The sequence below is a fragment of the Sphingobium sp. TomTYG72 genome, from assembly GCF_055394715.1.
The window spans coordinates 1,325,189-1,349,785 of sequence record NZ_AP027336.1 but is presented as its reverse complement, the minus strand read 5'-3'; the positions used below and the strand labels follow the sequence as shown (position 1 = coordinate 1,349,785).

At 58.7% G+C, this 24,597-nt stretch carries 19 protein-coding genes and 1 pseudogene; 12 read left to right on the top strand and 8 right to left on the bottom strand.

The features are described from left to right. Positions 1 to 51: 51 nt before the first annotated feature. The 7 genes from ACZ5U1_RS06785 to tnpC all read left to right on the top strand — a co-directional run bounded on the left by ACZ5U1_RS06785 (position 52) and on the right by tnpC (position 14,132). On the top strand, positions 52 to 2,196 hold the full coding sequence (locus ACZ5U1_RS06785) for a type I secretion system permease/ATPase (protein ID WP_464779914.1): 2,145 nt from the start codon (positions 52 to 54) through the stop codon (positions 2,194 to 2,196). Continuing rightward, positions 2,193 to 3,584, top strand: a complete 1,392-nt coding sequence (locus ACZ5U1_RS06780) for an HlyD family type I secretion periplasmic adaptor subunit (protein WP_464779913.1) — start codon at positions 2,193 to 2,195, stop codon at positions 3,582 to 3,584. Before ACZ5U1_RS06785 ends, ACZ5U1_RS06780 begins: the two co-directional genes overlap by 4 nt. Further along, positions 3,581 to 4,045, top strand: a complete 465-nt coding sequence (locus ACZ5U1_RS06775; RefSeq protein ID WP_464779912.1) for a hypothetical protein — start codon at positions 3,581 to 3,583, stop codon at positions 4,043 to 4,045. Before ACZ5U1_RS06780 ends, ACZ5U1_RS06775 begins: the two co-directional genes overlap by 4 nt. A 3-nt stretch (positions 4,046 to 4,048) precedes the next feature. After that, positions 4,049 to 11,347 (top strand): calcium-binding protein, encoded by a 7,299-nt coding sequence (locus ACZ5U1_RS06770; RefSeq protein WP_464779911.1) that lies wholly within the window; start codon positions 4,049 to 4,051, stop codon positions 11,345 to 11,347. Between the two features lie 443 nt (positions 11,348 to 11,790). Continuing rightward, the gene (gene tnpA, locus ACZ5U1_RS06765; protein WP_464777950.1) at positions 11,791 to 12,174 is read left to right on the top strand and encodes an IS66-like element accessory protein TnpA; all 384 of its coding nucleotides are present in this window, start codon (positions 11,791 to 11,793) and stop codon (positions 12,172 to 12,174) included. After that, positions 12,171 to 12,518: an IS66 family insertion sequence element accessory protein TnpB gene (tnpB, locus tag ACZ5U1_RS06760; protein ID WP_065847213.1), complete on the top strand. Its 348-nt coding sequence runs from the start codon at positions 12,171 to 12,173 to the stop codon at positions 12,516 to 12,518. Before tnpA ends, tnpB begins: the two co-directional genes overlap by 4 nt. A gap of 60 nt (positions 12,519 to 12,578) precedes the next feature. Next, entirely contained in the window at positions 12,579 to 14,132 is a 1,554-nt protein-coding gene (gene tnpC / locus ACZ5U1_RS06755) for an IS66 family transposase (RefSeq protein ID WP_464777949.1), read from the top strand. Here the strand turns inward: tnpC and terL are convergent. From terL to ACZ5U1_RS06725, 6 genes and pseudogenes are all read right to left on the bottom strand, one after another. Further along, positions 14,105 to 15,217, bottom strand: coding sequence for a phage terminase large subunit (gene terL / locus ACZ5U1_RS06750; RefSeq protein ID WP_464779910.1), 1,113 nt, complete (start codon positions 15,215 to 15,217; stop codon positions 14,105 to 14,107). The two genes, tnpC and terL, sit on opposite strands and share 28 nt — an antisense overlap. A gap of 36 nt (positions 15,218 to 15,253) precedes the next feature. Then, positions 15,254 to 16,014 (bottom strand): annotated as a pseudogene (locus tag ACZ5U1_RS06745) (IS5 family transposase). A 29-nt stretch (positions 16,015 to 16,043) separates the two neighbouring features. Continuing rightward, positions 16,044 to 16,409 carry a hypothetical protein gene (locus ACZ5U1_RS06740; RefSeq protein WP_464779909.1) on the bottom strand — a complete coding sequence of 122 codons (366 nt, stop codon included), beginning with the start codon at positions 16,407 to 16,409 and terminating at the stop codon, positions 16,044 to 16,046. Beyond that, positions 16,402 to 16,785: a DUF5681 domain-containing protein gene (locus tag ACZ5U1_RS06735; RefSeq protein WP_464779908.1), complete on the bottom strand. Its 384-nt coding sequence runs from the start codon at positions 16,783 to 16,785 to the stop codon at positions 16,402 to 16,404. The genes ACZ5U1_RS06740 and ACZ5U1_RS06735 overlap by 8 nt, the downstream gene beginning before the upstream one ends. Beyond that, on the bottom strand, positions 16,778 to 18,085 hold the full coding sequence (locus ACZ5U1_RS06730) for a site-specific DNA-methyltransferase (RefSeq protein WP_464779907.1): 1,308 nt from the start codon (positions 18,083 to 18,085) through the stop codon (positions 16,778 to 16,780). Before ACZ5U1_RS06730 ends, ACZ5U1_RS06735 begins: the two co-directional genes overlap by 8 nt. 53 nt (positions 18,086 to 18,138) lie before the next feature. After that, positions 18,139 to 18,885 carry a hypothetical protein gene (locus ACZ5U1_RS06725; protein WP_464779906.1) on the bottom strand — a complete coding sequence of 249 codons (747 nt, stop codon included), beginning with the start codon at positions 18,883 to 18,885 and terminating at the stop codon, positions 18,139 to 18,141. 288 nt (positions 18,886 to 19,173) lie between these two features. On the opposite strand from ACZ5U1_RS06725, the gene lepB reads away from it, so the two are divergent. From lepB to ACZ5U1_RS06700, 5 genes are all read left to right on the top strand, one after another. Then, positions 19,174 to 20,109: a signal peptidase I gene (gene lepB, locus ACZ5U1_RS06720; protein ID WP_464779905.1), complete on the top strand. Its 936-nt coding sequence runs from the start codon at positions 19,174 to 19,176 to the stop codon at positions 20,107 to 20,109. A 215-nt stretch (positions 20,110 to 20,324) separates the two neighbouring features. Further along, positions 20,325 to 20,645 (top strand): ArsR/SmtB family transcription factor, encoded by a 321-nt coding sequence (locus tag ACZ5U1_RS06715; protein WP_464779904.1) that lies wholly within the window; start codon positions 20,325 to 20,327, stop codon positions 20,643 to 20,645. Beyond that, positions 20,642 to 21,175, top strand: a complete 534-nt coding sequence (locus tag ACZ5U1_RS06710) for a hypothetical protein (RefSeq protein WP_464779903.1) — start codon at positions 20,642 to 20,644, stop codon at positions 21,173 to 21,175. The genes ACZ5U1_RS06715 and ACZ5U1_RS06710 overlap by 4 nt, the downstream gene beginning before the upstream one ends. Further along, the gene (locus ACZ5U1_RS06705) at positions 21,172 to 22,155 is read left to right on the top strand and encodes an acyl-CoA desaturase (RefSeq protein WP_464779902.1); all 984 of its coding nucleotides are present in this window, start codon (positions 21,172 to 21,174) and stop codon (positions 22,153 to 22,155) included. The genes ACZ5U1_RS06710 and ACZ5U1_RS06705 overlap by 4 nt, the downstream gene beginning before the upstream one ends. After that, positions 22,155 to 22,520, top strand: coding sequence for a hypothetical protein (locus ACZ5U1_RS06700; RefSeq protein ID WP_464779901.1), 366 nt, complete (start codon positions 22,155 to 22,157; stop codon positions 22,518 to 22,520). The genes ACZ5U1_RS06705 and ACZ5U1_RS06700 overlap by 1 nt, the downstream gene beginning before the upstream one ends. A gap of 23 nt (positions 22,521 to 22,543) precedes the next feature. Here the strand turns inward: ACZ5U1_RS06700 and ACZ5U1_RS06695 are convergent, their stop codons facing one another. Together ACZ5U1_RS06695 and ACZ5U1_RS06690 are read right to left on the bottom strand one after the other, a co-directional pair. Then, positions 22,544 to 23,065, bottom strand: a complete 522-nt coding sequence (locus ACZ5U1_RS06695) for a lysozyme inhibitor LprI family protein (RefSeq protein WP_464779900.1) — start codon at positions 23,063 to 23,065, stop codon at positions 22,544 to 22,546. Between the two features lie 386 nt (positions 23,066 to 23,451). Next, positions 23,452 to 24,594 carry a sterol desaturase family protein gene (locus ACZ5U1_RS06690; protein ID WP_464779899.1) on the bottom strand — a complete coding sequence of 381 codons (1,143 nt, stop codon included), beginning with the start codon at positions 24,592 to 24,594 and terminating at the stop codon, positions 23,452 to 23,454. Positions 24,595 to 24,597: the final 3 nt, after the last annotated feature.

Here is a 24,597-nt window from a genome sequence, read left to right as displayed (position 1 = left end):
TCGTATAATTTGGAACGACGGCGCTCATTTTCGTGCCGAACAGGGGTGAAGATGGAAAGGGGTACAGGCGGCGCCTCATCTGGCGCTGACGGGGGCGTGCGCGCGCTGGCTACGCTTTTAGCCGTGCATAAAATGGCCGTTGATCCTCATCAGCTGCGCCATGAGGTGGGGCATGACGAACCGCTCTCCGCAGATGATATTCTCCGGCTCGCGAAGCGCCAGGATGGGGTAAGAGCGCGTTCAACTCGCATTCCCTTCGAGAGATTGGCCCGACAGGCCCTGCCAGCGCTGGCCAACGGACCTGAGGGTTGGTTTCTCATTGGTCGCGCCACCGATGAAGAGGCATTGATTCAGCGCCCCGGCTCTACTGTCGAGAAGCTGTCGAAGGAAGGGCTGGAGGCCATCTGGTCTGGCGAAATCATCCTCCTAACCACTCGGGAAAGCGTGGGCGGCGCGGCCGGTCGATTCGATATCCGCTGGTTCATCCCCCAGGTCGTCCGCTACCGTAAGCTGATCGGCGAGGTGCTGCTGATCACGCTGGCGCTGAATCTTCTCGGCCTTGCCGCACCCTTGTTCTTCCAAAATGTCATCGACAAGGTGCTGGTGCATAATACGTTAGCCACGCTCCAGGTGTTGTCGGTCGGTTTTGTGGCGGTATCGATGTGGGAAGTAGCCTTCGGTTGGCTGCGGACTCGCCTTTATTCCGAGACCAGCCAGAAGCTTGACGTTGAACTGGGTTCGAAGCTCTTCCGGCATATGCTGGGCCTGCCGCTCTCCTATTTCGAGGGCCGCAGGGTTGGCGACACGGTGACCCGCGTCCGCCAGCTCGAATCCATCCGCGAATTCCTGACCAACGCATCGCTCTCGGTGCTGATCGATCCCGTCTTCACCATCGTCTTCTTGGTGGCGATGTGGATTTATTCGCCAACCCTCTTCTGGATCGTCGCTGCCACGATCCCTGCCTATGTCGTGGTGTCGCTGCTCGTCACCGGGCCGCTGCGCCACCGCCTTGACGAGAAATTTGTGCGCGGCTCGGCCAACAATGCCCTGCTGGTCGAAAGCGTATCCGGGATGCAGACCATCAAGGCCGCTGCCGTAGAACCGCAATGGCAGGAGCGCTGGGAACGGCAACTGGCAGGTTATAGCGCCGCCAACCAGCGTGTCATCAACCTCGGCAATACCGGCAGCCAGGCGGTTCAACTCATCTCCAAGCTGAGCCTCGCCGCCATCCTGTTCTTCGGTGCCCGTGAGGTGATTGCCGGGGCCATGACGGTCGGCGCGCTGGTTGCTTTCAACATGTTCGCGCAGCGCGTGTCCGGGCCGGTAATCCGCATGGCGCAGCTTTGGCAGGACTTTCAACAGGTCCGGCTCTCGATCGACCGGCTGGGGGATGTCCTTAACCAACCGGTCGAGCCGGGTGCAGGCTCACGTGTCGCCCTGCCGGAGATCAAGGGCATCATCCGCTTCGAGGGGGTGAAGTTCCGCTATGGGCTGGACGGTCCCTGGACGCTGGAGGATATCGACATCCATCTCCCCGCAGGCGGCACGCTGGGCATTGCCGGATCATCGGGATCGGGCAAGTCTACTCTTACCAAGCTGCTTCAACGCCTCTACACCCCAGCAGCCGGCAGGATACTCATCGACGGCGTGGACATCGCCCAGATTGACCCCAGCTGGCTGCGCCGCCAGATCGGCGTGGTGCTGCAGGAAAATCTGCTGTTCAACCGCTCGATCCGTGAGAATATCGCGCTCGCTCATCCCGCCATGCCGCTGGAGCAGGTGATGGCTGCCGCCCAACTTGCGGGCGCACACGAGTTCATCGTCGGTCTACCACAGGGCTATGACACGATCATAGAGGAACGCGGCGTCAATCTGTCGGGCGGCCAACGCCAGCGCCTCGCCATTGCCCGCGCGCTGGTCACGCAGCCGCGTATCCTCATTCTCGATGAAGCCACGTCCGCCTTGGATGCGGAAAGTGAAGAGATCATCCAGCGCAACTTGCGCGCCATGGCGCGGGGGCGGACTGTCCTCATCATCGCCCACCGGCTTTCCGCCATCCGTCAGTGCGACAGGATCATGACACTGGAAAAGGGGCGTATCGTTGAGGTGGGCACACATGATGAGTTGCTCCGCCAAGGGGGGCGCTACGCCAGCCTGCATCGTCGCCAGATGGGCATGAGCGAGGGCGTGGCATGAGTGGCATCGCTCAACATTGGGATGTGGTCCGCGCCGCGCTCGCCGATGAAAAGAGGCGCGCGAAAAACCTGACCAAGGTCGATGACGTCACCTTCCTTCCAGCGGCGCTGGAAATTATCGAACAGCCTGTATCGCCCACAGCGCGAGCGACCACGTGGGTCCTGCTTGTCGGGCTAGTCTTTACGATCCTTTGGCTGACCTTCGGGAAAGTTGATGTCGTTGCCTCGGCCCCGGGCCGCCTGATCCCCGCGGATAACGTAAAGCTGGTCCAGCCAGCAGAAGCTGGGATCGTTCGCGCTATTTACGTTCGCAACGGCCAGTTTGTGCGTAAGGGGCAGGTACTGGTGGAACTTGACCCCACCGTTTCGACCGCCGAGACCGTGCAGGCTGAGGCGGCACTACAAACCGCACTATTCGATGTTGCGCGCGCCAAAGCAGTGCTGTCAGCGTTGGACGGGAAGGGTCTCGCCTTTATCGCGCCTAACGGAACAGCGTCCCAACTTATTGCGACCCAGAAGGCTTTGGCCTCGGCTGAGCTGGCTTCAATCGAAGCGTCTGCTTCAGGACGTTCGGCGGATCTGCAGGCGGCAAAAGCTGCGCGTTCCGAAGCACTTGTACAGGCTGCCAAGCTAACCGAGACCCTTCCGCTTCTGGATCAGCAGCTCGATGCCTATGAAGGGCTGCTGACAAAAGGCTACGCCGCGAAGCTCAAGGTGATCGAGATGCGGCGGCAGCGCTTTGCGATGGCTCGAGATCGCGAGGCGGCGCTGGCTACTGCCCGCAGAGCTGAGGCGCAGTCTTCGAGCGCTTCCAGCACGATGGCGCAAAGCAAGGCTGAAGCCCGCACGCGCATCTTAACGGACCTCGCCAAAGCAGAGGCAGACGCGCGGTTAAGGCAGCAAGAATTGACCAAGAGCCGACAACGCAGCAGCTTGCAACGCCTGATAGCTCCGGTGGATGGGACGATCACGCAGCTCTCCGTTCACACCATCGGCGGCGTTGTTGAACCGGCCAAACCGATCATGGTTGTGGTGCCTAGAGGCGGCTCTCTCGTGGCAGAGGTCAAGATCCTCAACAAGGATGTGGGCTTCGTGAAGGAAGGGCAGCCAGTCGCAGTTAAACTCGAGGCATTCCCGTTTACCCGATACGGCACTGTCGGAGGACATGTAGAAACTGTCGGATCGGACGCACTTGAGGATGAAAAGCTTGGATTAGTCTATCCAGTGCACATACGACTAGAACCTGACGCGAAAGGTGCGGCTGGCGAGATTAGGCTAGGCGCAGGCTTGGCCGCTACTGCGGATATCCGAACAGGTCGACGCTCGATTTTGAGCTACCTAATCAGCCCGATAGACGAAGCAATTCACGAATCAGCGAGGGAAAGATGAGCAGGTCTTTAATTACTATTTTGACCGCTGCGTCATTTTTGGGGTCTTGTGTGATGAAAAAAACAGAAGAGATTACGTTGGGAGGAAAGTCGTACAGCATACCGAGAGAGCATATAGTTTCTATTTCTCTAGACGGTCCGATGTATCACCTTTCTTTGAAAGGGACAGGGGATTCCTATAGACTAATATACTCATCAAAAAATGAGAGAAATAATCAGACCGGATCAGGTGCTCCGACTGTTGCTGAGATAAATGATGGGTTCAGTCGCAATACAGAGTTGATAAAAGACACAGTTGTTCCTGTTGTATGCAAGAAGGACTCTAGGCTTTCTTGGAACTGCGGGTTTTTGATCCATCAAAATGGATTGAAATGGGCAGTTTTGATGTCGCGCGAAGATTTGCCGAAATTGGAGCTGATTCGAGCCGAAGCTATCCAGCAAATCCAAGAATATCGGAGGTAATTTATGCCAATCGGCCCTGATGACGCTAGTTATGTTCTCGACCTTGCTCAGCAAGAAAGATATGTTGACGCATACCGGTATATGGCCGCCCAAATAAGGATCGACCCTAGCTGGGATGCTAGCCTAGCTGATTGGGCCGACAGGGCTGCGGATATTAATGGTAGTGAGCCAAATTTTTGGAAAGATTGGGTATTTACCTTTAATGCTAACGCTGCCGGAAAAGAACCAACCAATCCAGAGACGATAGCCTGGAATCAGGAAATCTCTGATGAATTGGCACGCAAGGCATTGAATGATTTCATTGAAGCTGCGGACAACGGGCTAGTTCTGTCCCCGACCCAATTATACCAGCGTGATGTTGTAGAAGCTGTGGATCAAGCTGGTAACCCTACATGGGCTTGGGCCGGTGGGCCTCTGGGAAAGCTGTTCGGCTTCCCGATGGGCGATACATACGATTCTGTGGATGATTATCAATCTTGGATCGTTAACGCTCTTAAAACAATAGGAAATTTGCCTCACTGGTATGTCAGTTATGCAGCCGATTTCGTAGTGGATACTATAGCCGACTACTGGGATTTCGCAAAAGACATTGGTGCAAACTTTGATACAAGCAAGTGGCTGGATGAACTTGGAGATCTTCTCCGTCACTTCCGTTCAGATCCGTTAGTTCTCGATCTTGACGGTGACGGAGTAACATTAACGGCTCTCAGTGCGAGCAACACGCGCTTCGATATTGATGGCGACGGTGCTGTGGAGCGCGTCGGTTGGGTCGGTCCGAATGACGGGTTGTTAGTTCTGGATGCCAATCAGAACGGCCAGGTCGATGGCATCGATGAGTTGATCGGTAACACGCACGTTGATGGCTTCGATGAACTCGCTTCCTTGGACTCGAACGCAGACGGGAAAATTGATCAACTTGACGCTGATTTTTCCAAGCTGCTCGTCTGGCGAGACGTCAACGGCGACGGCGTTTCATCTTCCAGCGAACTGCTAACTACGGCTCAGGCAGGAATTCTCGACTTCAAGCTGGCTTACACTGCGTCCGGAGCAGAGAATGGTGGGAACCTGGTCGCCCGCCTCGGTAGCTATACCCTCGCTTCTGGAACGCAGCGCGCCATGGCGAGCGTCCAGTTCGCCAAGGATGAAACTGTAACTCGACCGACTCTCCCACCGAATGCTGACCTTGGGGAAATTGCCACTCTGCCTAATCTAGGCGGGTATGGGCCGATGGCGGATCTCAGGACGTCGATGTACCATGACCAGACCCTGAAGGACATGGTCCTTGATCTGGTCACCGAAGACCATGATTTCGACACCTTCAAGGACTTCCTTGATGGTGGCTTCATGGACATTCTCTACCGCTGGGCGGGCATAGACCTGCATGCGCCAGGCGAAACAAGCGCATCCCTCAAGGAGAAGCTCATAGAGGCGCTCACGGGAGAGTCTCTGTTCGCTCTTAGCACAGGTCAACAAGCGCGGATCGACGATGTTTTTAACAGCATCATTGGCAAGTTTGGCGTAGGCTTCCTGGTTCAGGCAGCAGATCGGCCTGCCAACCTGCTGATAGTTGGCCTTGGTGATCAATTGGCGAGCCTGGATCCCAATGATGCTAGCTATCTGGATGATGTCGCAGGCCTGACCGAGGCCGCTCTGTCGAATATTGCTGCCGTGCAGCTGCCCTATGACTATCTTGAAAAATTCGCTTCTCTATCACTGGATCCCACCACGGGCGCCGTGGTGGGCGACTTTGATGCGTTCGCTAGGGAATTCATCAAAGATCAGCCATCTTTCAACTTCATTGCCGACTCTACTTATGGACCGCCGCCAGCTCCTCCCAAGACGGACGGTTTTATCACCGGTACAATCACACTGGATGGAGAAGTGCCCGGTCCGATAAACACACATACATGGCCTGCGTGGTATGAACAGCAGGGATCATTCCTTTTCAACGTAGCGGCAGCTATGGGGATCGGCGCAGACTACGTGAAAAATGTGACCGGGTGGCAATGGCTGATGAGTCCAGCGGCTGAGGTCCAGGGCACATCTGGGAACGACGTCCTCAATGTTGTTGTATCCACGATAACAAAAAGGATTTCGGCAACGTCAGCTGATGGCGGAACGGTCTACTCAGATCAGTCGATACAGACCCGAAATCAGCGTTTGTACGGCTATGAAGGTAATGATGAGCTGCGTGGAAACGACGGCGTAGACACGCTTATCGGGGGAGCAGGAAATGACCTGCTCTTCGGTGGGTCCGACAGCGATATGTATGTTTATTCGGTTGGTTCTGGACTCGATCGCATCACGGAAGAGTCCGGTGCTGATGATGCCGTATTCTTTTCGCGTGAATTGAAGCAGGAGGATTTGCGAGTTGTCCGGATCACCGGGGCCAGCGATCTGCAGCTGCACTTCGGAGACAGTTCGCAGGGGATCATATTGACCAATCAAGTCAATATGGGGAACTCTGCGGTGGAACGCTTCAGCTTCGTTGGCGTAGGTCCGCTAGACGCCGGCGACATCGCAACGATCTATCTGCGAACTTTAACATCAGAACTGAACGATAACGTCACCGGTACAGCGGCCGGGGAAGAGATTTACGGTCTGGGTGGGTTCGATATTCTGTCGGGCCTCGATGGTGATGATGCGATATTTGGTGGCGCTGGCAGTGACACTGTTCGGGGAGGTAATGGAAATGATCGCCTGGAAGGCGGTGCGGGACATGATGTCTTGTTCGGTGATCGCGATAAGGACATCCTGACCGGCGGGGCGGGCAACGACCTGCTCTTCGGGAACGACGGCGACGACACTTATGTGTTCAACGCTGGCGATGGCCAGGACAACATCGCCGACGACGGCAATGGCAATGACACGCTGCAACTGGGCGTGGGTATTCTTCCGGGCGATGTCACGGTCGTGCAGGCGGACAATGGCAACGATCTCGTGCTGCTGTTCGCTGGCACCGATGATCGGATCACGCTCAACGACACGATCACCAATGGCGGACGCCGCATCGAGCGCGTCACCTTCGCCAACGGCACCGTGTGGGCACACGCCGAACTGCTGCAGCGCTCCCTTCAGGACAATGCAGGGCACAACATATTCTACGGCAGCTATGACAGCGAAAGCTTGGCGGGTGGAGCGGGCAACGATACGCTCTATGGCCGTGCAGGCGTCGACATCCTGACCGGCGGGGCGGGCAACGACCTGCTCTTCGGGAACGACGGCGACGACACTTATGTGTTCAACGCTGGCGATGGCCAGGACAACATCGCCGACGACGGCAATGGCAATGACACGCTGCAACTGGGCGTGGGTATTCTTCCGGGCGATGTCACGGTCGTGCAGGCGGACAATGGCAACGATCTCGTGCTGCTGTTCGCTGGCACCGATGATCGGATCACGCTCAACGACACGATCACCAATGGCGGACGCCGCATCGAGCGCGTCACCTTCGCCAACGGCACCGTGTGGGCACACGCCGAACTGCTGCAGCGCTCCCTTCAGGACAATGCAGGGCACAACATATTCTACGGCAGCTATGACAGCGAAAGCTTGGCGGGTGGAGCGGGCAACGATACGCTCTATGGCCGTGCAGGCGTCGACATCCTGACCGGCGGGGCGGGCAATGACCTGCTCTTCGGGAACGACGGCGACGACACTTATGTGTTCAACGCTGGCGATGGCCAGGACAACATCGCCGACGACGGCAATGGCAATGACACGCTGCAACTGGGCGCGGGTATTCTTCCGGGCGATGTCACGGTCGTGCAGGTGGACAATGGCAACGATCTCGTGCTGCTGTTCGCTGGCACCGATGATCGGATCACGCTCAACGACACGATCACCAATGGCGGACGCCGCATCGAGCGCGTCACCTTCGCCAACGGCACCGTGTGGACGCACGCCGAACTGCTGCAGCGCTCCCTTCAGGACAATGGAGGGCACAACATATTCTACGGCAGCTATGACAGCGAAAGCTTGGCGGGTGGAGCGGGCAACGATACGCTCTATGGCCGTGCAGGCGTCGACATCCTGACCGGCGGGGCGGGCAATGACCTGCTCTTCGGGAACGACGGCGACGACACTTATGTGTTCAACGCTGGCGATGGCCAGGACAACATCGCCGACGACGGCAATGGCAATGACACGCTGCAACTGGGCGCAGGGATCCTTCCGGGTGATGTCACGGTCGTGCAGGCGGACAATGGCAACGATCTCGTGCTGCTGTTCGCTGGCAGCGATGATCGGATCACGCTCAATGACACGATCACCAATGGCGGGCGTCGCATCGAGCGCGTCACCTTCGCCAACGGCACCGTGTGGACGCACGCAAACTTGCTTACCTTAGCGGGTACCGGTGTCGCGAATAATTTGCAGTTGAACGGAACCTCAGCGGCCGAGATCCTGAATGGCGGCGCTGGCGATGACGTTCTTATTGGATACGGCGGGAACGATATTCTGATCGGCGGCGCGGGCAACGATTTGCTGGTCGGCGTTGATGGAAATGATACGTACCGGTTCAACATCGGCGATGGCCAGGACATTGTGCAAGACGGTGCTCGCGACGCCAGCGACACGATTGAATTTGGCGGGGGCATTGCGGCAACCGATATCGTCGTCACGCAAGGCGTTGGCGGCAACGAGCTCGTTTTGACCAACGTGATCACCGGTGACAGTGTGTCAGTCCGATCAACTTTGACCAATCCCGACTTCCGGATCGAACAGGTTCGCTTTGCTGACGGCACCATCTGGAGCCATGCGGAACTGGTTCAGCGTTCGATGGCGGCGAATGGCGGCGATGACCGCTTTAATGGATCCTATGACGCGGAGACACTGGCTGGCGGCGCCGGCGATGACGTTCTGGTTGGATATGGAGGGAACGACATTCTAATCGGCGGCGCGGGCAATGATTTGCTGGTCGGCGTTGACGGAAATGATACGTACCGGTTCAACATCGGCGATGGCCAGGATATTGTGCAGGAGGGTGCTCGCGACGCCAGCGACACGATTGAATTTGGCGTGGGCATTGCGGCAACCGATATCGTCGTCACGCAAGGCGTTGGCGGCAACGAGCTCGTTTTGACCAACGTGATCACCGGTGACAGTGTGTCAATCCGATCAACTTTGACCAATCCCGACTTCCGGATCGAACAGGTTCGCTTTGCTGACGGCACCATCTGGAGCCATGCGGAACTGGTTCAGCGTTCGATGGCGGCGAATGGCGGCGATGACCGCTTTAATGGATCCTATGACGCGGAGACACTGGCTGGCGGCGCCGGCGATGACGTTCTGGTTGGATACGGAGGGAACGACATTCTGATCGGCGGCGCGGGCAATGATTTGCTGGTCGGCGTTGATGGAAATGATACGTACCGGTTCAACATCGGCGATGGCCAGGATATTGTGCAGGAGGGTGCTCGCGACGCCAGCGACACGATTGAATTTGGCGTGGGCATTGCGGCAACCGATATCGTCGTCACGCAAGGCAATGCCGGCAATGATCTGATCCTGACCAACGCCGCCACGGGTGACCGGGTGACCATCCAATATACCTTTACCAACCCCGACTTCCGGATCGAGCAGGTTCGCTTTGCTGACGGCACCATCTGGAGCCATGCGGAACTGGTTCAGCGTTCGATGGCGTCAAATGGCGGCAATGACCGCTTTAGTGGATCCTATGACGCGGAAACACTGACCGGCGGCGCTGGCGATGACGTTCTGGTTGGATATGGAGGGAACGACATTCTGATCGGCGGCGCGGGCAATGATTTGCTGGTCGGCGTTGATGGAAATGATACGTACCGGTTCAACATCGGCGATGGCCAGGATATTGTGCAGGAGGGTGCTCGCGACGCCAGCGACACGATTGAATTTGGCGCGGGCATTGCGGCAACTGATATCGTCGTCACGCAAGGCAATGCCGGCAATGATCTAATCCTGACCAACGCCGCCACGGGTGACCGGGTAACGATCCAATATTCCATTACCAATCTTGACTATCGGATTGAGCAGGTTCGCTTTGCTGATAACACCAGTTGGAATTGGACTCAGCTCGTGTCTTTGTCACAGCAACCCGCCGATGGAGATGATGTACTCTATGGGTATGGGGGAGCCGATACCCTGAATGGTGGAAGTGGAAACGATCAACTTTATGGCGCGGATGGTAATGATACACTCATCGGCGGGAGTGGAACTGATATTTTGGACGGAGGTAATGGTATTGACACGATCGATTATTCTTACGGTACGGTCTCGCAAACGATTAACTTGAATATTATTTCCTCTCAGGCAATTTCGTCGAACGATGCAGACACCATTATAAATACCGAAAATGTCATCGGTGGGTCCAGCAATGATACGGTGACCGGCAACGCTGCCGCAAATGTTCTCGACGGGGGCGGGGGTGATGATCGACTAACAGGTGGCGCGGGTAACGACACCATTGTCGGCGGTATTGGCACTTCCGACACGGCGGTCTTTGCTGGCACGCAGATGAGCTATACCATTGCCACGAACGCAGGAGTCGTCACCATCGCCGACAGTCAACCGTCAGTTGATGGAAATGATGGTGTCGATACAGTAATCGGAATCGAGAAAGCCGAGTTCAACGGAGGCATTCAGATCGGCATCGCGTCCCCTGTCATTCTCGACCTGGATGGTAACGGCGTCTCCCTCTTGGATAACCGAAGAACGAAGGTGGCCTTTGACTGGGATCGGAACGGGATCAAGAACCAGACGGGCTGGATTGGCAAGGGCGACGGTTTCCTGTTCATCGATCGGGATGGCAACGGCACTGTGACGAACGCAGGGGAACTCAGCTTCACTAGCGACAAGGAAGGCGCCAAGTCCGACTTGGACGGCCTTCGAGCGTTCGACAGCAACGGCGATGGCATCTTCTCGTCGGCCGACGATCAGTTTTCCCAGTTCAAGGTTTGGCGCGATAACAATGGCAATGGCCGAGTGGACAAGAAAGAGATCCTTTCTCTCCAAACGGTCGGCGTTGCTTCGATCGAGCTAGATGGCGAAGCGGTCAACCAGAGTTGGGATTGGGGAGAGAACATCACCGTCAATACCGGCTCCTTTACTCGGACTAATGGCACTGTCGGCTCATTCAGCGACGTTGCATTGAGTTTTAGCACTGACAATTCAGGGAATGCCTCCATCAATAACGCAGCTTCGCAGTTGAGTGAGGCCATGGCCGGTTTCTGGGATGGCCTGGGAACGGCGGCCTTTGGAAAATTTGAAGCCTTGGCTGAACGCCGGGATAATGTTCTAGCCGTGGTTCGCGGGCAGTGGCGTTAATATCAAAGGGGCAGTTGAGAAATCTGCTGCCCCACGATATTTTGCAGGTGGTAGGCGAGGGATGAGTTTCTTGTTGAACCGGTGAGATCATCGGCTGCTCTGGGCGAAGGGTGGCAGTGGCGCGACGCAAGTTGGCACAATCCTTGGTGTGTATTACGCCCCCCAACCATCTTCCTGGTACGCCTCGCTTGGAAACCATGTTTGCCTGTCATCATCCGGATCGATCTCCGTGACGCCTCCGTCATCATCCACACAGATCAATATCGGCGCGCCGAGCATAACTGAATGGTTATCAGCCTCGTATCGCGTAAGCGGGGTCTGACGGCCGCCTTGCGCCGCGCCCGTTCGCCGGGATGATTGCCGCTCTTTGAACGGGGTGGCTGGTGTCGGACGAGATCGAGGATTCAGCGAGCGGTGCAGCGACTACTCATACGAGCGGTCGTATGAGTAGTCGGATAGAGATCGTTAGCCGGGTGTCGGGTCGGCGGCGGTGGACGGTGGAGCAGAAGCTGGCCGTCCTGCGGGATGCATTTGGCCCCGAGGGTTGCGTGCGCTCGGCCTGTGAACGTCATGATGTCGGCAGCGGATCGATCTACACATGGCGGCGACAGGCAATGTCTGGCGAGCTTGCCGGGGTGCGCAAGCCGATCGAGCCTGCCTTTGCGGAGGTGCAGATCTGCGACCAGCTAGCCTTGCCTGCGCCGGCGGTCGCGGCGCGCAGCGTCGGCGTGATCGGCATCGAGCTGCCGTCGGGCATCAGGGTGAGTGTGGACGCCACGGTAGATGCCGATGCCCTGTCGCGGGTAATCGGCGTTCTGACGCAATGATCCCGCTGCCGCCCTCAACGCGGATATTCCTGGCCTGCGGGGCGACGGACATGCGCAAGGGCTTTGACGGCCTGGCCGTGATGGCGCAGCAGGTTCTGGAGCAGAGCCCGCATTCCGGTGCGCTGTTCGCCTTTCGAGGGAAGCGCGGTGATCTGGTGAAGCTGCTCTGGTATGACGGTCAGGGCATGTGCCTTTTCTCCAAACGGATGGACCGTGGCCGGTTCGTGTGGCCATCGACCAAGACCGGGTCGGTGGTGATGACCGCGGCCCAGCTTTCCATGTTATTGGAAGGCATTGACTGGCGACGGCCGGAGCGCACTTTTACCCCTTCGCTCGCGGGATAAAGCGCCCATTTTCCGGCACTTTTTCTGGCATTGCAGCCCCTGATCCGCTATAGGATCGCAGTGTCGGACGCAGGCCTTTCCACCGCTGACAAAGACGCTCGGATCGCCGAGCTCGAAGCTGCTTTGGCGGCCGCCCACGCCGATATTTCTGCCCGCGACATCTTGATCGACACGCTGCGCGTGCAGATCGCGCGCCTCAAGCGGATGCAGTTCGGCAAGTCGTCCGAGAAGCTCGATACCCAGATCGCACAGCTTGAGCTGGCCCTTGAAGAACTCGAAGGCGAGGCGATCGTCGCCGCCGCGCGTCGGGCCGATCCGGCAGAGGTTGATCGGCCGTCGCCTGTTCGTGCGCTACCCGCTCATCTGCCGCGGGAGGAACAGCGGATCGAGCCCGAACAGGGCAGTTGCACCTGTCCAGATTGCGGCGGAGCGCTGCGGCCTCTGGGGCAGGATAGCGACGAGATGCTCGATGCCGTGCCAGTGCAATGGCGTGTCGTTCGGACCATCCGGCCCAAGTATAGCTGCCGGTCCTGCGAGAAGATCGTGCAGGCGCCCGCGCCGGTAAAAGCCATTGCCCGGGGCAAGGCGACCTTCGGCACGCTGGCTCACGTCGTCGTCTCCAAGTTCGATCATCATCTGCCGCTGTACCGGCAGGCCGAGATCATGGCGGCACAGGGCATCGAGATCGACCGCTCGACGCTCGCAGGCTGGGTGGGACAGGCATCCGTGCTGCTCGACCCGATCATCAGTCGTATCCGAGAGGTCGGCCTCACCGCCTCGAAGATTCATACCGACGATACGCCGGTTCCCATGCTTGATCCGGGGCGGGGCAAGACGGCGACCGGTAGGCTTTGGGCGTATGCCATCGACGATCGGGGTTCTGGCGCCACGACCCCGCCGCTGGTCTGGTATGAGTTCACCACCGATCGCACCGGTGCGCATCCCCAGCGGCAGCTGGCCAACTTCACGGGCTATCTCCAGGCCGACGGCTATGCCGGTTATGACAAGCTCTACAACACCAACCGCGTCACCGAGGTTGCTTGCTGGGCGCATTTCCGGCGGAAGATATTCGACATCCACGCCTCCAAGCCGACGCCGCTCACCACCGACCTGCTGGAACGTATCGGCCAACTCTATGAGATTGAGGCAGAGGTTCGAGGCCAGCAACCCGAGATCCGCCGACGAAGCCGGCACGACCGCACTAAGCCGTTGATCGATGATCTGCGGCAAGCAATTGATGATGCCCTGCGCCGCCTCTCGCCCAAGTCCGAGATGGCGAAAGCGATAGCCTATGGTCGCAAGCGCTGGGTGGCGCTCACGCGCTTCCTCGATGATGGGCGTCTGGAGATCGATAACAACATCGCGGAGCGTGCCATGCGGTGCGTGGCCCTGGGCCGTAAAAACTGGCTGTTCGCCGGCTCAAAGGCGGGCGGCGATCGGGCGGCGGCCATCTACTCCGTCATCGAAACCGCAAAGCTCAATGGCCTCGAACCGCAGACTTATATCGCAGATGTCATCGCCAAGATCGCTGGCGACTGGCCTGCTGCCCGCTGGGATGAACTCCTGCCCTGGAACTGGCGGCCAGATCAGCAACCGATCGCCGAAGCCGCCTGATCTGCGGCCTCCAGCCCACGCTTACCGTATCGCAGCACGTAGTTCATCAGCTGTGAAAGAGCGTCCGCCTGATCGTCATGCCTCCCATTGGGGAAGGCGAGCAGCTCCTTGATGAACTCATGCTTCCAGTCAGCCTCTTCGGGAAGGAAGAGTTGCCCGGCCTCGATCTGGGCGCAGGCCCCTGCGAGTCGAGAATATTTGTCACCTTCGGGCTTGCGGGCGATGGGGAGCGGGACGCCCTGGGGCTGTTCGCTCCGCAGGGTCTGAATGAGCTGGGTGCCGGATGCCTGATCCTCGATCAGGATCGTGCGCGCACGATATTCCCGCGCGAGCCTGATGGCATGGCGCTTGAGTTCGGGAAAAGCGAGCTTCCGCCGAAATATGTCGAGGATGCGAATCTCGCTGCGCAACACGTGGGCGGTTACGCAGACGGAGAAATCATTATCCCGGCCTTCCTTGCTGGCGGTATCCCAGGATTGGACGATCTGGCCACATTCATAGGGATCGAATGTCGCCGGATAGGTCCGCAGCCACTCAGCCTGCACAAGATTACCCGCGGCAGGGACTGGGTCCTGCTGATATTGCGCCATGAACGCCTGGCTGCCCATGAGCAGCTTCTGTCCGTCCAAAACCGTCAGCGGTTCACGCTCGGGATGGAGTATGTCACCGGCACGGCGCACATGCACTCGGCCGCGGCGCAGAGGGATGAGCTGCTCTTCTGTGGCAATAGCCGGAAGCGAGAGCTGAGCCCATTCGTCCGATTCGAGCAGCATGCCGGCAAGATCATATTGGTGGAGTCGCTGCATGACCGTGATGATTGCGCCCGTCGCCTTGTCGTTGAGTCGGGAGGAGAGGGTGGACTTGAACCAATCGTTGACCGCGTTGCGGCTGACGTCCGAATGGACTTCCTCCGGCTTGATCGGATCGTCGATGATGATGATGTCGCCACCACGGCCGGTCAGTGTGCCGGTAGTCGAAGTAGCGAGCCGCCCACCGCCCATGGTGGTCTCAAAATCGTCCGAGGCGGTCCGCTTTGCCGAGAGGATGGTGCGCGGGAACAGTTCGCGATACCAGCCCTGCTGCATGATGGCGAGGCAGTCACGACCTAGCGCGTAGACTCATTACGCGTTGCACCAGAGGCGAACGCAGATGAGCTTGATGGCGGCGAGGAAGTTGGCCGGGTCTTTGTCGTAGCGGGTCGCGATGCCGCGGTACTGTTTGATGCGATTGAAGAAGCGCTCGACGAGGTTTCGCTGTTTGTAGAGCCATGGCGAGAAAGCGAAGCGTTGCGTGCGGTTGGATCGATTGGGAATGTTGGCCCAAACGTTCCTGGCGGCAGCGGCCTCACGGATGGCATTGCTGTCATATCCCTTGTCGCCCAGCAGGGTTGCGCCTTCGGGGATGGCCTCGATCAGCGCCTCGGCTTCACAGGCGTCGTGGACCTGCCCGCCTGTCAGTCTCAGGCTGACAGGGCGTCCGTCAGCATCGACAAGAGCATGGAGTTTGCTGGTAAGGCCGCCCCGGGAACGTCCCATGCCACGATCGCAGCCTCCCCCTTTTTGCCCGTCGCACCATTCTGGTGGACGCGCATGCAGGTGGAATCGATCATCACCAGTTCGCCATTATATCCGGCAGAAACCGCTGCCAGCAGCCGGTCCCACACCCCGGCTTTGCGCCAGCGGACGAACCGATTGTAGCAGGTTGTCGAAGGCCCATAGCGCTCGGGCACTTCGGCCCACGTCGCTCCCGAGCGAAAGCGCCACATGATCCCGTTGATAACTCGACGGTCATCCACCCGGGCCACGCCGCGCGACTTGTTGGGAAGCAAGGGCTCGATAATCGCCCATTCCCGATCTGTCAGTTCATACCGCCGCCGTGCCATCAAACCCTCCAAATCTGGAGGCCCCTGAATCATGCAAATGGCCAATCCTCAAGCCATTTTATGAGTTTACGACCTAGCTTGGCGGACAGGTTGTGGGAATAGCTCACACAGACGAAGTTCCGCCGGGGATCGCGGCCGAGCTGCCAAGCCACCCACGCCACTGAAATCGCCAGGGACTTGAGGTTACGCGGAGGCATGGTGATGAGAAGATGCCGACAGGTGCCGGCGGCGACCTGGTCCAGCGCATGGGCGATGGCGTCGAGATGCCAGTTCCAGCTCAGCATATCGCCACCGCGGATGGCGGGATAGGCCTTGCGCAGAAAGGCACCGAAATCCTGCCGCATCAGAGCCTGGAGAAATGCGGCCGGGTCAGCGAGGGTAGGGAGGTCAGTCATTTGTCTCATCCCGTTTTTGCTGGAGGATATCATCGAGGATCGCCTGATCCTGGGCGGACAGCGCCTTGCGCTCACCATCCCGATCCTCAATGCCCAATAGGTTCATGATGATGGGCAGCAGGATCTGCGCTGCTTTCAGGTCGCCGGTCGCCGCCCGAGTGGCGAGCGTCTTGATCATCAGGCGCTGCTTGCTGGCGGTCACCGGGGCACGGTTGATATGGATGGTGTGCCGACTCCGAAGTTCTTCCTCCAGATCGGTCTTTAGGCCGCGCGCACCTTTCGGACGGCCCTTGCGGTTGCCGGACATGCCGGGCTGGAAGCGGCTGTGCTTGGGCGGCTTGCCATAGCCGATTTCATAATCGCCATCGTCAGCCATGCTGCAGTTCCTTGGCTCGCTGAGCGGCGACATCCTCAAAGCGGATGCCGTCGGCGTTTACGGCGGGTAGGCCGCTCGCGGTCATCAGCCGCCGAACCGCAACATCGACATAAAGGGGGTCGAGCTCGATCGCGGCGCCGCGGTGGCCGGTCCGGAGCGCTGCGAGCAGGGTGGTGCCCGATCCGCTGAAGGGATCGAGGATCAGATCGCCCCGTTTCGAGCAGTCGAGTATGGCGTCGGCGACTAGGGCAACGGGTTTTACGGTCGGGTGATCCGACAGGTCCCGTGCACGGCCTCTGCGGAAGCTGTTGGCACCTGTATATTCCCAGACATTGGTGCGATAGCGCCCGGTGTCGCCCAGCCCGAAATTGTTGATGTGGCGACCCGATCCAGCCTTGAACGCGAAGATGAGTTCGTGGCGGCTCCTATAGAAGGTGCCCATGCCCCCGTTATTTTTAACCCAGACGATGAGCTGTTTAAGTTCGGCATAGACCCCGTCGGCAGCATCCTGAATTTCGCGTATGTGCCGCCAGTCCATGCAATGATAATGGATGGACCCCGGCGCGGAGAAGCGCACGCAGTTGCGGAACACCGCGCGAAGGAAGGCGATCATCTCGGCCGGGCTCTGCTCGCCCGAACCCATGGCGAATTCGCGGTGACGGCCGCGTCCGGCAACATTGCCATCGATCTGCACATTATAGGGTGGGTCGGAAAAGATCATTGCTGCCCGCTCATCTCCGAGCAGCCGCTCATAGCTTTCCGCCGCGCGCGAATCGCCGCACAGCAGTTTCACCGGGCCGATCTGCCATAGGTCACCGACTCGACTGATCGCCTGAGCCGCAGGACCTGGCAGCTCGACCTCTTCCTCCTCCGGCACCGTCTCGCCGATCGAGAAATCCAGGTCGCCGGTGGTGAAGCCCGTGATCTCCAGATTATATCCGCCCTCGAAAAGCGCGTTAAGTTCGGCCTTCAGCAGGTCATCATTCCAACCGCCGAGTTCAGACAGCCGATTCTCGGCAAGCGCGAAGGCGCGGCGATCGAGGTCGGTCAAAAATTCGGCGCGTATGACGGGAATTTCTTCCAGGTGCATGCGGCCCGCCGCAAGCCAGCGGCCATGGCCGGCGACGATTCGATTCTCCCGGTCGGCGATTACCGGCACCAGAAAGCCGAAGCGCTGGATGCTCGCCTCGATCTTGCTCAGCTGCTGCTCGTCATGGGTGCGGGCATGGCCGGGGCTTGGTTTCAGGGCGCCATGGCGGACCATCTCGATATGCGGGTGATTGGAAAACGGCGTTTGCATGTCTGCTCCCTCATCAAAAGGAGCAGTTCAGTTATCCTGCATTGGAGGGCTGTTTAACCACAATAAATCGGGGATGCCCAATTCATCTGCTCCAGCTGCAATCCGGGGCGCATTTTGATCTCCCCCGTCGCTTCATTCATTCTCGCCCCATAACCGGGGAAGAAATCGAAAAAGTGCATCCGTTTCCCGGCATAATGGCGGCGGGCTTCGTCTACGATCGTGACGATACGTCGCCGGGTGGCCCTGGGCTCCATATCCTTCACTATCATGAGCAGGATTTCGCCCGCTCCATTGGTCGCTTGTGGATCATAGACGCTGTTCGTTTTTGTCTGCAGCATGACCGGCTTGCCCAAATAGTTCTGGATCAATGCCATCAGTCCCTCAACATGATGGGTAAGGACGCGGTCATCAGGTCGCCCGCGTCGGGCCTTGAGCAGGACTAAAGCTTTTCGGGCACCGGCGTCTATGTCTTCAGGCATGGGAACAGCGTCTGGCCTACCGGAGCGCTCTGCAGCGTGCTGCTTGGCGTGATGAGAGATCACGGCTTCAATCTCGGGGTGCAGCCGGCGTTTGGGCTTATTCGATCGCACCTTGCGGTTTAGGCCGAGCTCAAGTCGGCGTAGGGAATCATTGAAGCGGGAGGGTGGCCCGAAGACTCTGCGCCACATGACGTAGCTCTTGAGAGCGTAATCCAGCCGCCGGCGGAACTCCGCGACCAGGATCTTTTCCCGGTCTGGGTCGGTGGTGACGTTGGGACAGTCGCTCACCCCCAGAGGATCGTTCGTACGTCGCCGCGACATCAATCATCCTTTCGATCCACGACATAACAGGACGCACGGCGGGAGACGAATTCACCGTAAGCTGCGATAAAGTTTCCTGTGGACAAATTAAGGGCATTGACCCTGCGGACCTGAACATTCGGGCGATTGCCTCTCACTCTGGCGCATGCATGCAGGGCTTCGTCACACGTCGCGCGGGCTTTTAGTCCAGTTTGAAATCGCAACCTAGCGGACATCTCGGCGCACCTCGCATAGTTTGAAAACGGGCGCTAAACGCAGTTGATCGCGTAGATAGGGGGAAGGTCAATCATGAGCGAGGCAGCTGACGATCGAAGCCCGAGAGCTTATCCCGCACGGGTCGGGACTACGGCCCTGAACTTGATTACTCCTGGTCTTGGCCTCCTTCGCGTCGGGGATTGGCGCACAGCTATCCTGTTTGGTATCGCACCCTTTGTTCTGATTATATTGTTCACGCTGGGTATGGGTCTTCTGCCGGTCACGAGCTTCAGGCGTGTTGTTTTGGGGCTCGCGACCGTTATTAGTTTAACGGGCGCACTGTATGTCGTATCCGCCGCGCTGACGTGGCGCAAAAGTCGCCTTCGCTCGCCGGTGCAAGCCTGGTCTCGCTGGTACTGCTTAGCTGCGGTAGCGATCGCCTTGGCGGTTTTGCTCAATCTTATGCCACCGCTCATGCATCGCCTTTACAAGCCGTTCTTTGCACCATCGGAAAGTATGGCACCCACCATTGGCAAGGGGGACAAGTTCATTGCCGATATGCTTTGGCGAGGCCCCTATCGGCGGGGCGAAATCATCATTTTCAAAGCACCCAACAACATTCGCGCAAGTCGGATCGCTGCATTGCCGGGCGACAGGATTGGTATGCATGATGGCGTGCCGATCGTAAATGGCAAGCCGGCTAATCAGCTGCTGAACGGCAGGTTCGCAGCGGGCGGTGACAAGCGTTCGGAATCGGCAGCGTTGCTGACCGAGCAACTGCCGGGTGAAGCCTCGACCCACCGAGTTCTCGACATGGGCACCTTTGACTTGGATGAGATGCCTGAGACCACCGTACCGGCAAACCGCTTATTTGTTTTAGGGGACAACCGCGACCGCTCCGCCGATAGTAGGATGCCTCCAGAACGATCGGGGGTGGGTATGGTGCCGATGGACTCGGTACTGGGGCGTCCTATGTATATTCATTGGAGCAGCGATCGCGCGAAAATTGGGGCGCGCCTCGACAATTAGAAAACTGCAGAAGCTGGCGGGTTGCGGTTCATCGCTGCTTGCATGCCCAAGTTGGGGTGTCCACTTGCCTGATGCGCCTAGGCCGACCTGCTTCGAGGTTCGGAAGCTGTCCGGCTGCTCGCGACCAGTAGCCGGTCATTCCATCGCGTGCCCGTAGGTTGGTGGGACATCATTTCGTCTTGCGCTCACATATTTTCCTAATTAGGAAAATAGATATGGAGATCTTCAAGGCGCTGGCGTCCGAGCCCAGGCGAAGAATGCTCAATCACCTCCTCGGAGGTCCGATGACCGTGACCGAGATCAGCGCCAAGTTCGACATGGCGATGCCATCCATTTCCAAACACCTCTCTATTCTGAAAGACGCCGGTCTGGTCCACGAACAGAAGCGCGGGCAGTTCGTTCTCTACAGTATCGCCGCCGATCACATGGCGAATCTGCTGTATGGCTTCCTCACACCCTTCTGTCCGGAGGCCCGCAAGATCGTCAAGGAGCGGAGAGCCGCCGGCAACAAGCATCGACAGGCGGACGAAACATGAGGGGTTCGCCGCTGTCTTCGGGGTCAATCGCCATCATCGATTGGCTTGGTACACTTGGTCCCCGTTGGGGGCTGCCCGGTGAAGCGTGTCGCGTTCATGGATTGCTCTTTCTGGTCGCGCGGCCGTTATCGGAAAGCGAGATCGTCATGATGCTGGCGATGGACGACCTGACTGTCCAAGAAGCCCTGACCTGGCTCTCGGAGGATCGATTGGCTGTGCAAGGCCCGACCGGCTGGTTAACGCAGACAGACCCTTGGTCGCTCGTTACGCAGGCGCTCGAGGCGCGGCGGGAGCGGGAGATTGCCACCGCGCAGTCGGTGCACGAAGCTTGGGAGCGCGGCAGGCAAGGTGAGGATCCGATCGTGGAGCGCCAAGCCCAGCGGTTGTTCGATCTGGTCAAGGATGTCGCGTCTATCGAAGCAGGTGCCCGGAGGCTGTCGCCAGGAACGATGCGAACGCTGATCGGTATCGGCGGACGTGCCGCCCGGCTGGCTGACCGCGCCTTCGGGAACAGGAGGAAAGATCTATGAGCCAAGCAGGGGGCGCCGCGAGCGGTGCGTTCAAGGTCAACTCGCTCACCCATCTCGATCGCGCCGATGCGGTCAAAGGGGAGGTCGTCTGGGATGCGCCCCGCTCGATCTGGAACGGCGCGATGCTGATAGCCGCGCTAATACTCGGGCCCATGACCTTCAGCTTGAGCGCCTTTGCAGCCTTCCTCGTCACCGCCGCGATTACGCTCTGCGTCGGCCACTCCGTCGGCTTTCATCGCCGTCTCATCCATCGCAGCTTCGATTGTCCCAAATGGCTCGAGCGTGTTCTAGTGTGGTTCGGGACGGCGGTCGGAATGGGCGGGCCAATCTGGACGATCCGGCTGCACGACAGTCGTGACTGGGCCCAGCGCCAGCCCGACTGTCACTGGTTCCTCCGGCACGCCAAGCCGCTTCTCCTTGATGGATTCTATTATCTCCATTTTCGGCTCAAGTTAACCCGACCGCCGGGCTTCGATCCGGGACCCGGCATTGGCGATGATCGCTTCTATCGCTTTCTCGATCGATATTGGATGACGCAACAGATACCCATCGCGCTTGTCCTCTACGCACTGGGGGGATGGCCGTGGGTGATATGGGGCGTGCCTGTGCGGGTCGCCGCCTGTACGACCATGCATTGGTTCATCTCTTATTTCGCTCATACGCGAGGGCCGCAGGACTGGTCGGTCGATGGCGCGGTCATCCAGGCCTACAACGTGCCGCTGATGGCGATCCCGACCATGGGCGAGAGCTGGCACAGCAATCACCACGCCTTTCCGAGTTCGGCCCGGCATGGCCTCTATCCAGGCCAAATTGATCTCGGATACCGCTTCATCCAGCTACTGGATTGGATCGGACTGGCACATAATGTTAAGTTACCGGCGGATCTGCCGGCGCGGCCCGGCATCACACCGCTGACATCCCGCGCGTTGAGCGTCGCCTCACCCGAACAGGTCGATATCGCGGGCAGCCCGGTGACCTGATGCAGGAAGAAGCCGATCCGCTCGACGTTTACCGTTCCAACCACACCCTCGAACCTCGCGATGCGTCGCATTGGACCTTCCGCATCGGTCCTTGGGAAATATGTCTGCCGAACTTCGCTTGGCGGCAAGCCGCGATCGACGCGCATGACCGGCATCATATGCTGACCGGATATCCGCTCACTCTGCGCGGTGAAATCCAGATGGCGGCATGGGAATGGGGTGCGGGCCGATACCCCGACTGGCGCGCCACCGCCTTTTGTTCGCCACTGATCCTGCTCGGAGGGATGGTTATGCCGCGCCAGACTTGGCGCGCCTTTCGGTGGGGGAGGGAGTGTGCTTCGCTTTATCCCAGTCGCAAAGCATGAAGGTAATCCTTGGCGTGCGCCGGTTACGAACCTTCAAGGTTGAAAATCTTGCCCCACGTTTCGCTCAATGCTTCCAGTTCGATGGCGCGATGGGCCGCGTGGTTGGATAGGCATATGTCGAGATCATAGCGGTGATAGGTCCCGCCTTGGCTGAGAGCGGCCTGCATCTCACAGTCCGAGACATTCCAAGCGCCCCAAGCTTGCTCACTTGCGATCAACATAATGATATGCCGGCTGGGAGAAGGAAATATTATATCTGACTGCTGGGCAGAGATAAGCCGTTTCGCAGCCAAGGCCCGCCTATCTTCCCACGCCAAGCGTGAGAACGTCGCACAATCGCTCATCTGCCTCTGGCTGGTCCCATGCTCATTTTCACAAGTCTCAAAAGGCTGAGGCACACATAGTTGGCGACTAGATGGCCTACTATTTGCTTCGCTGAGACAGTTTTCTATGATCGCCTTGGCTTGCATAGTGCCCCTTTCACCCGTCCACTGATCTTGGGGGGTCGCCAACGCTGCGACGAGAAATCCGATGATCACGCTCATGAATGCCCGCATCCAAATCTTCCTGAGTACGGATCATGCCATGGAAATGAATGGGCAGAAATACACCCCAGCCAGCCATCGTGGCGCAGATCCGCACGAAGCGCTATCGATTGGCGACGCCTCGGTTCTAGCGGACAATCTGCCGGTCGGCACGCGACCAGAAGCGGTCCTCAAAATCCTCCCTGCGCGAAGCGTGGGGAGGGGGACCATGCGCAGCATGGTGGAGGGGAAAATGGCGCGACCTGCGCAGCTTCCCCTCCACCAGCCTACGGCCGGTCCCCCTCCCCATCTTCGATGGGGGGATTAGTTATGTCCGCTATCCACCCAAATGAGACGATTAGTGGCGGACACAGTGTACCACCGCGTTACCTAAAGATCATCCGTCCCTACGCATCCTGTTTACGTCGAAAGGGATAAAGAAATTGCGCGCGGTATCCTTGCGGCACCTTTTCGGGCACGCCGTAGCCATTGGGCCATTCGCCATCGGGGAAATGATAGGTGCCGAACAGGCGGTCGAGCAGCGGCAGGTGGATGGCGAAATTCTTGTCCACCGCGACTGCCTCTGTCCCATGGTGCCAGTGGTGGAAGCGCGGCGTGGCGATCACTTGGCCCAGACGGTTGAAGTCACCCTTGAGGTTCGCGTGGAGCAGCGAGGAGTAGATATAGACGAAGCCGATATAGGCCTGCATCACCAGCGGCGAGAAGCCGAAGGTCAGTAGCGGCAACGACGTCACGCCGCGCAGCGCTATGATCTCGAAGAAATGCATGCGTGCCCCAGCCAGCCAGTCCATCGCCTTGGCTGAATGATGGACGGCATGGAATCCCCATAGAAAGGGGACGCGGTGGAAGGCGCGGTGAAACCAATATTGAACGAGATCGGTCAGGATCACGACTTCAAGGAACTGAAGCGGCCAGGGCTGGTTGGCGACCATGGCGCGGATGCCTGCGAGGCCGGTTGTGGCCTCATTGATATAGCTGGACGGCGCGAGGGCGAGGAAGGTGATGAGCTGCACCAGCATTGAGCTGAGAAGATAATAGAAAAGGTCCTCGCGCCATTCCTGACGAAACAGGCGCTGCTGCGCCTTGTGAGGGAAAAGCCGTTCTATGGGCGCGAACATCAGGCCGGTGGCGACCATATTCACCGCGAAGAAATCCAGCCCGAAAAAAATGCCCCAGTCATGGGTTTCGCTCGGTTGCACCTCCGCGCCGCCGAGCAGGGTGGCAAGCAGCGCGATGATCATCGCGGTGGCGCCGATCGCCTTGCGCGGGCGCAGGAGCAAGCTGAGGAGAGCCAACGCATAACCGCCGATCAGAAAGCCGTGGACCAGCGGACGCAAACCGCCCCAGCCATGCAGCGCGGCGAGTTCGGGCGTGGCGAACCAGTCGGGCCATCGCAGCGCCATGACGAGGCAAAGGCCGGTGACGCTGAGCAGCAGCCCGAAAAAGCCCGAAAACCACCCGCTGCCCAGGCGCCGCACCGACAGCGGCGATTGCAGATCGCGTTCCAGCTTTTCGATCCAGCTCGGCATGTC

Excerpts from the sequence above, each read along its gene's own strand:
- ACZ5U1_RS06780 (WP_464779913.1), top strand. The coding sequence starts at position 2,193 with ATGAGTGGCATCGCTCAACATTGGGATGTGGTCCGCGCCGCGCTCGCC.
- ACZ5U1_RS06725 (WP_464779906.1), bottom strand. The coding sequence starts at position 18,885 with ATGTCGCGGCGACGTACGAACGATCCTCTGGGGGTGAGCGACTGTCCC.
- tnpB (WP_065847213.1), top strand. The coding sequence starts at position 12,171 with ATGATCCCGCTGCCGCCCTCAACGCGGATATTCCTGGCCTGCGGGGCG.
- ACZ5U1_RS06705 (WP_464779902.1), top strand. The coding sequence starts at position 21,172 with ATGAGCCAAGCAGGGGGCGCCGCGAGCGGTGCGTTCAAGGTCAACTCG.
- ACZ5U1_RS06735 (WP_464779908.1), bottom strand. The coding sequence starts at position 16,785 with ATGGCTGACGATGGCGATTATGAAATCGGCTATGGCAAGCCGCCCAAG.
- tnpA (WP_464777950.1), top strand. The coding sequence starts at position 11,791 with ATGAGTAGTCGGATAGAGATCGTTAGCCGGGTGTCGGGTCGGCGGCGG.
- ACZ5U1_RS06785 (WP_464779914.1), top strand. The coding sequence starts at position 52 with ATGGAAAGGGGTACAGGCGGCGCCTCATCTGGCGCTGACGGGGGCGTG.
- ACZ5U1_RS06730 (WP_464779907.1), bottom strand. The coding sequence starts at position 18,085 with ATGCAAACGCCGTTTTCCAATCACCCGCATATCGAGATGGTCCGCCAT.
- ACZ5U1_RS06695 (WP_464779900.1), bottom strand. The coding sequence starts at position 23,065 with ATGAGCGTGATCATCGGATTTCTCGTCGCAGCGTTGGCGACCCCCCAA.
- lepB (WP_464779905.1), top strand. The coding sequence starts at position 19,174 with ATGAGCGAGGCAGCTGACGATCGAAGCCCGAGAGCTTATCCCGCACGG.
- ACZ5U1_RS06710 (WP_464779903.1), top strand. The coding sequence starts at position 20,642 with ATGAGGGGTTCGCCGCTGTCTTCGGGGTCAATCGCCATCATCGATTGG.
- ACZ5U1_RS06770 (WP_464779911.1), top strand. The coding sequence starts at position 4,049 with ATGCCAATCGGCCCTGATGACGCTAGTTATGTTCTCGACCTTGCTCAG.
- ACZ5U1_RS06690 (WP_464779899.1), bottom strand. The coding sequence starts at position 24,594 with ATGCCGAGCTGGATCGAAAAGCTGGAACGCGATCTGCAATCGCCGCTG.
- ACZ5U1_RS06775 (WP_464779912.1), top strand. The coding sequence starts at position 3,581 with ATGAGCAGGTCTTTAATTACTATTTTGACCGCTGCGTCATTTTTGGGG.
- ACZ5U1_RS06700 (WP_464779901.1), top strand. The coding sequence starts at position 22,155 with ATGCAGGAAGAAGCCGATCCGCTCGACGTTTACCGTTCCAACCACACC.
- ACZ5U1_RS06740 (WP_464779909.1), bottom strand. The coding sequence starts at position 16,409 with ATGACTGACCTCCCTACCCTCGCTGACCCGGCCGCATTTCTCCAGGCT.
- terL (WP_464779910.1), bottom strand. The coding sequence starts at position 15,217 with ATGCAGCAGGGCTGGTATCGCGAACTGTTCCCGCGCACCATCCTCTCG.
- ACZ5U1_RS06715 (WP_464779904.1), top strand. The coding sequence starts at position 20,325 with ATGGAGATCTTCAAGGCGCTGGCGTCCGAGCCCAGGCGAAGAATGCTC.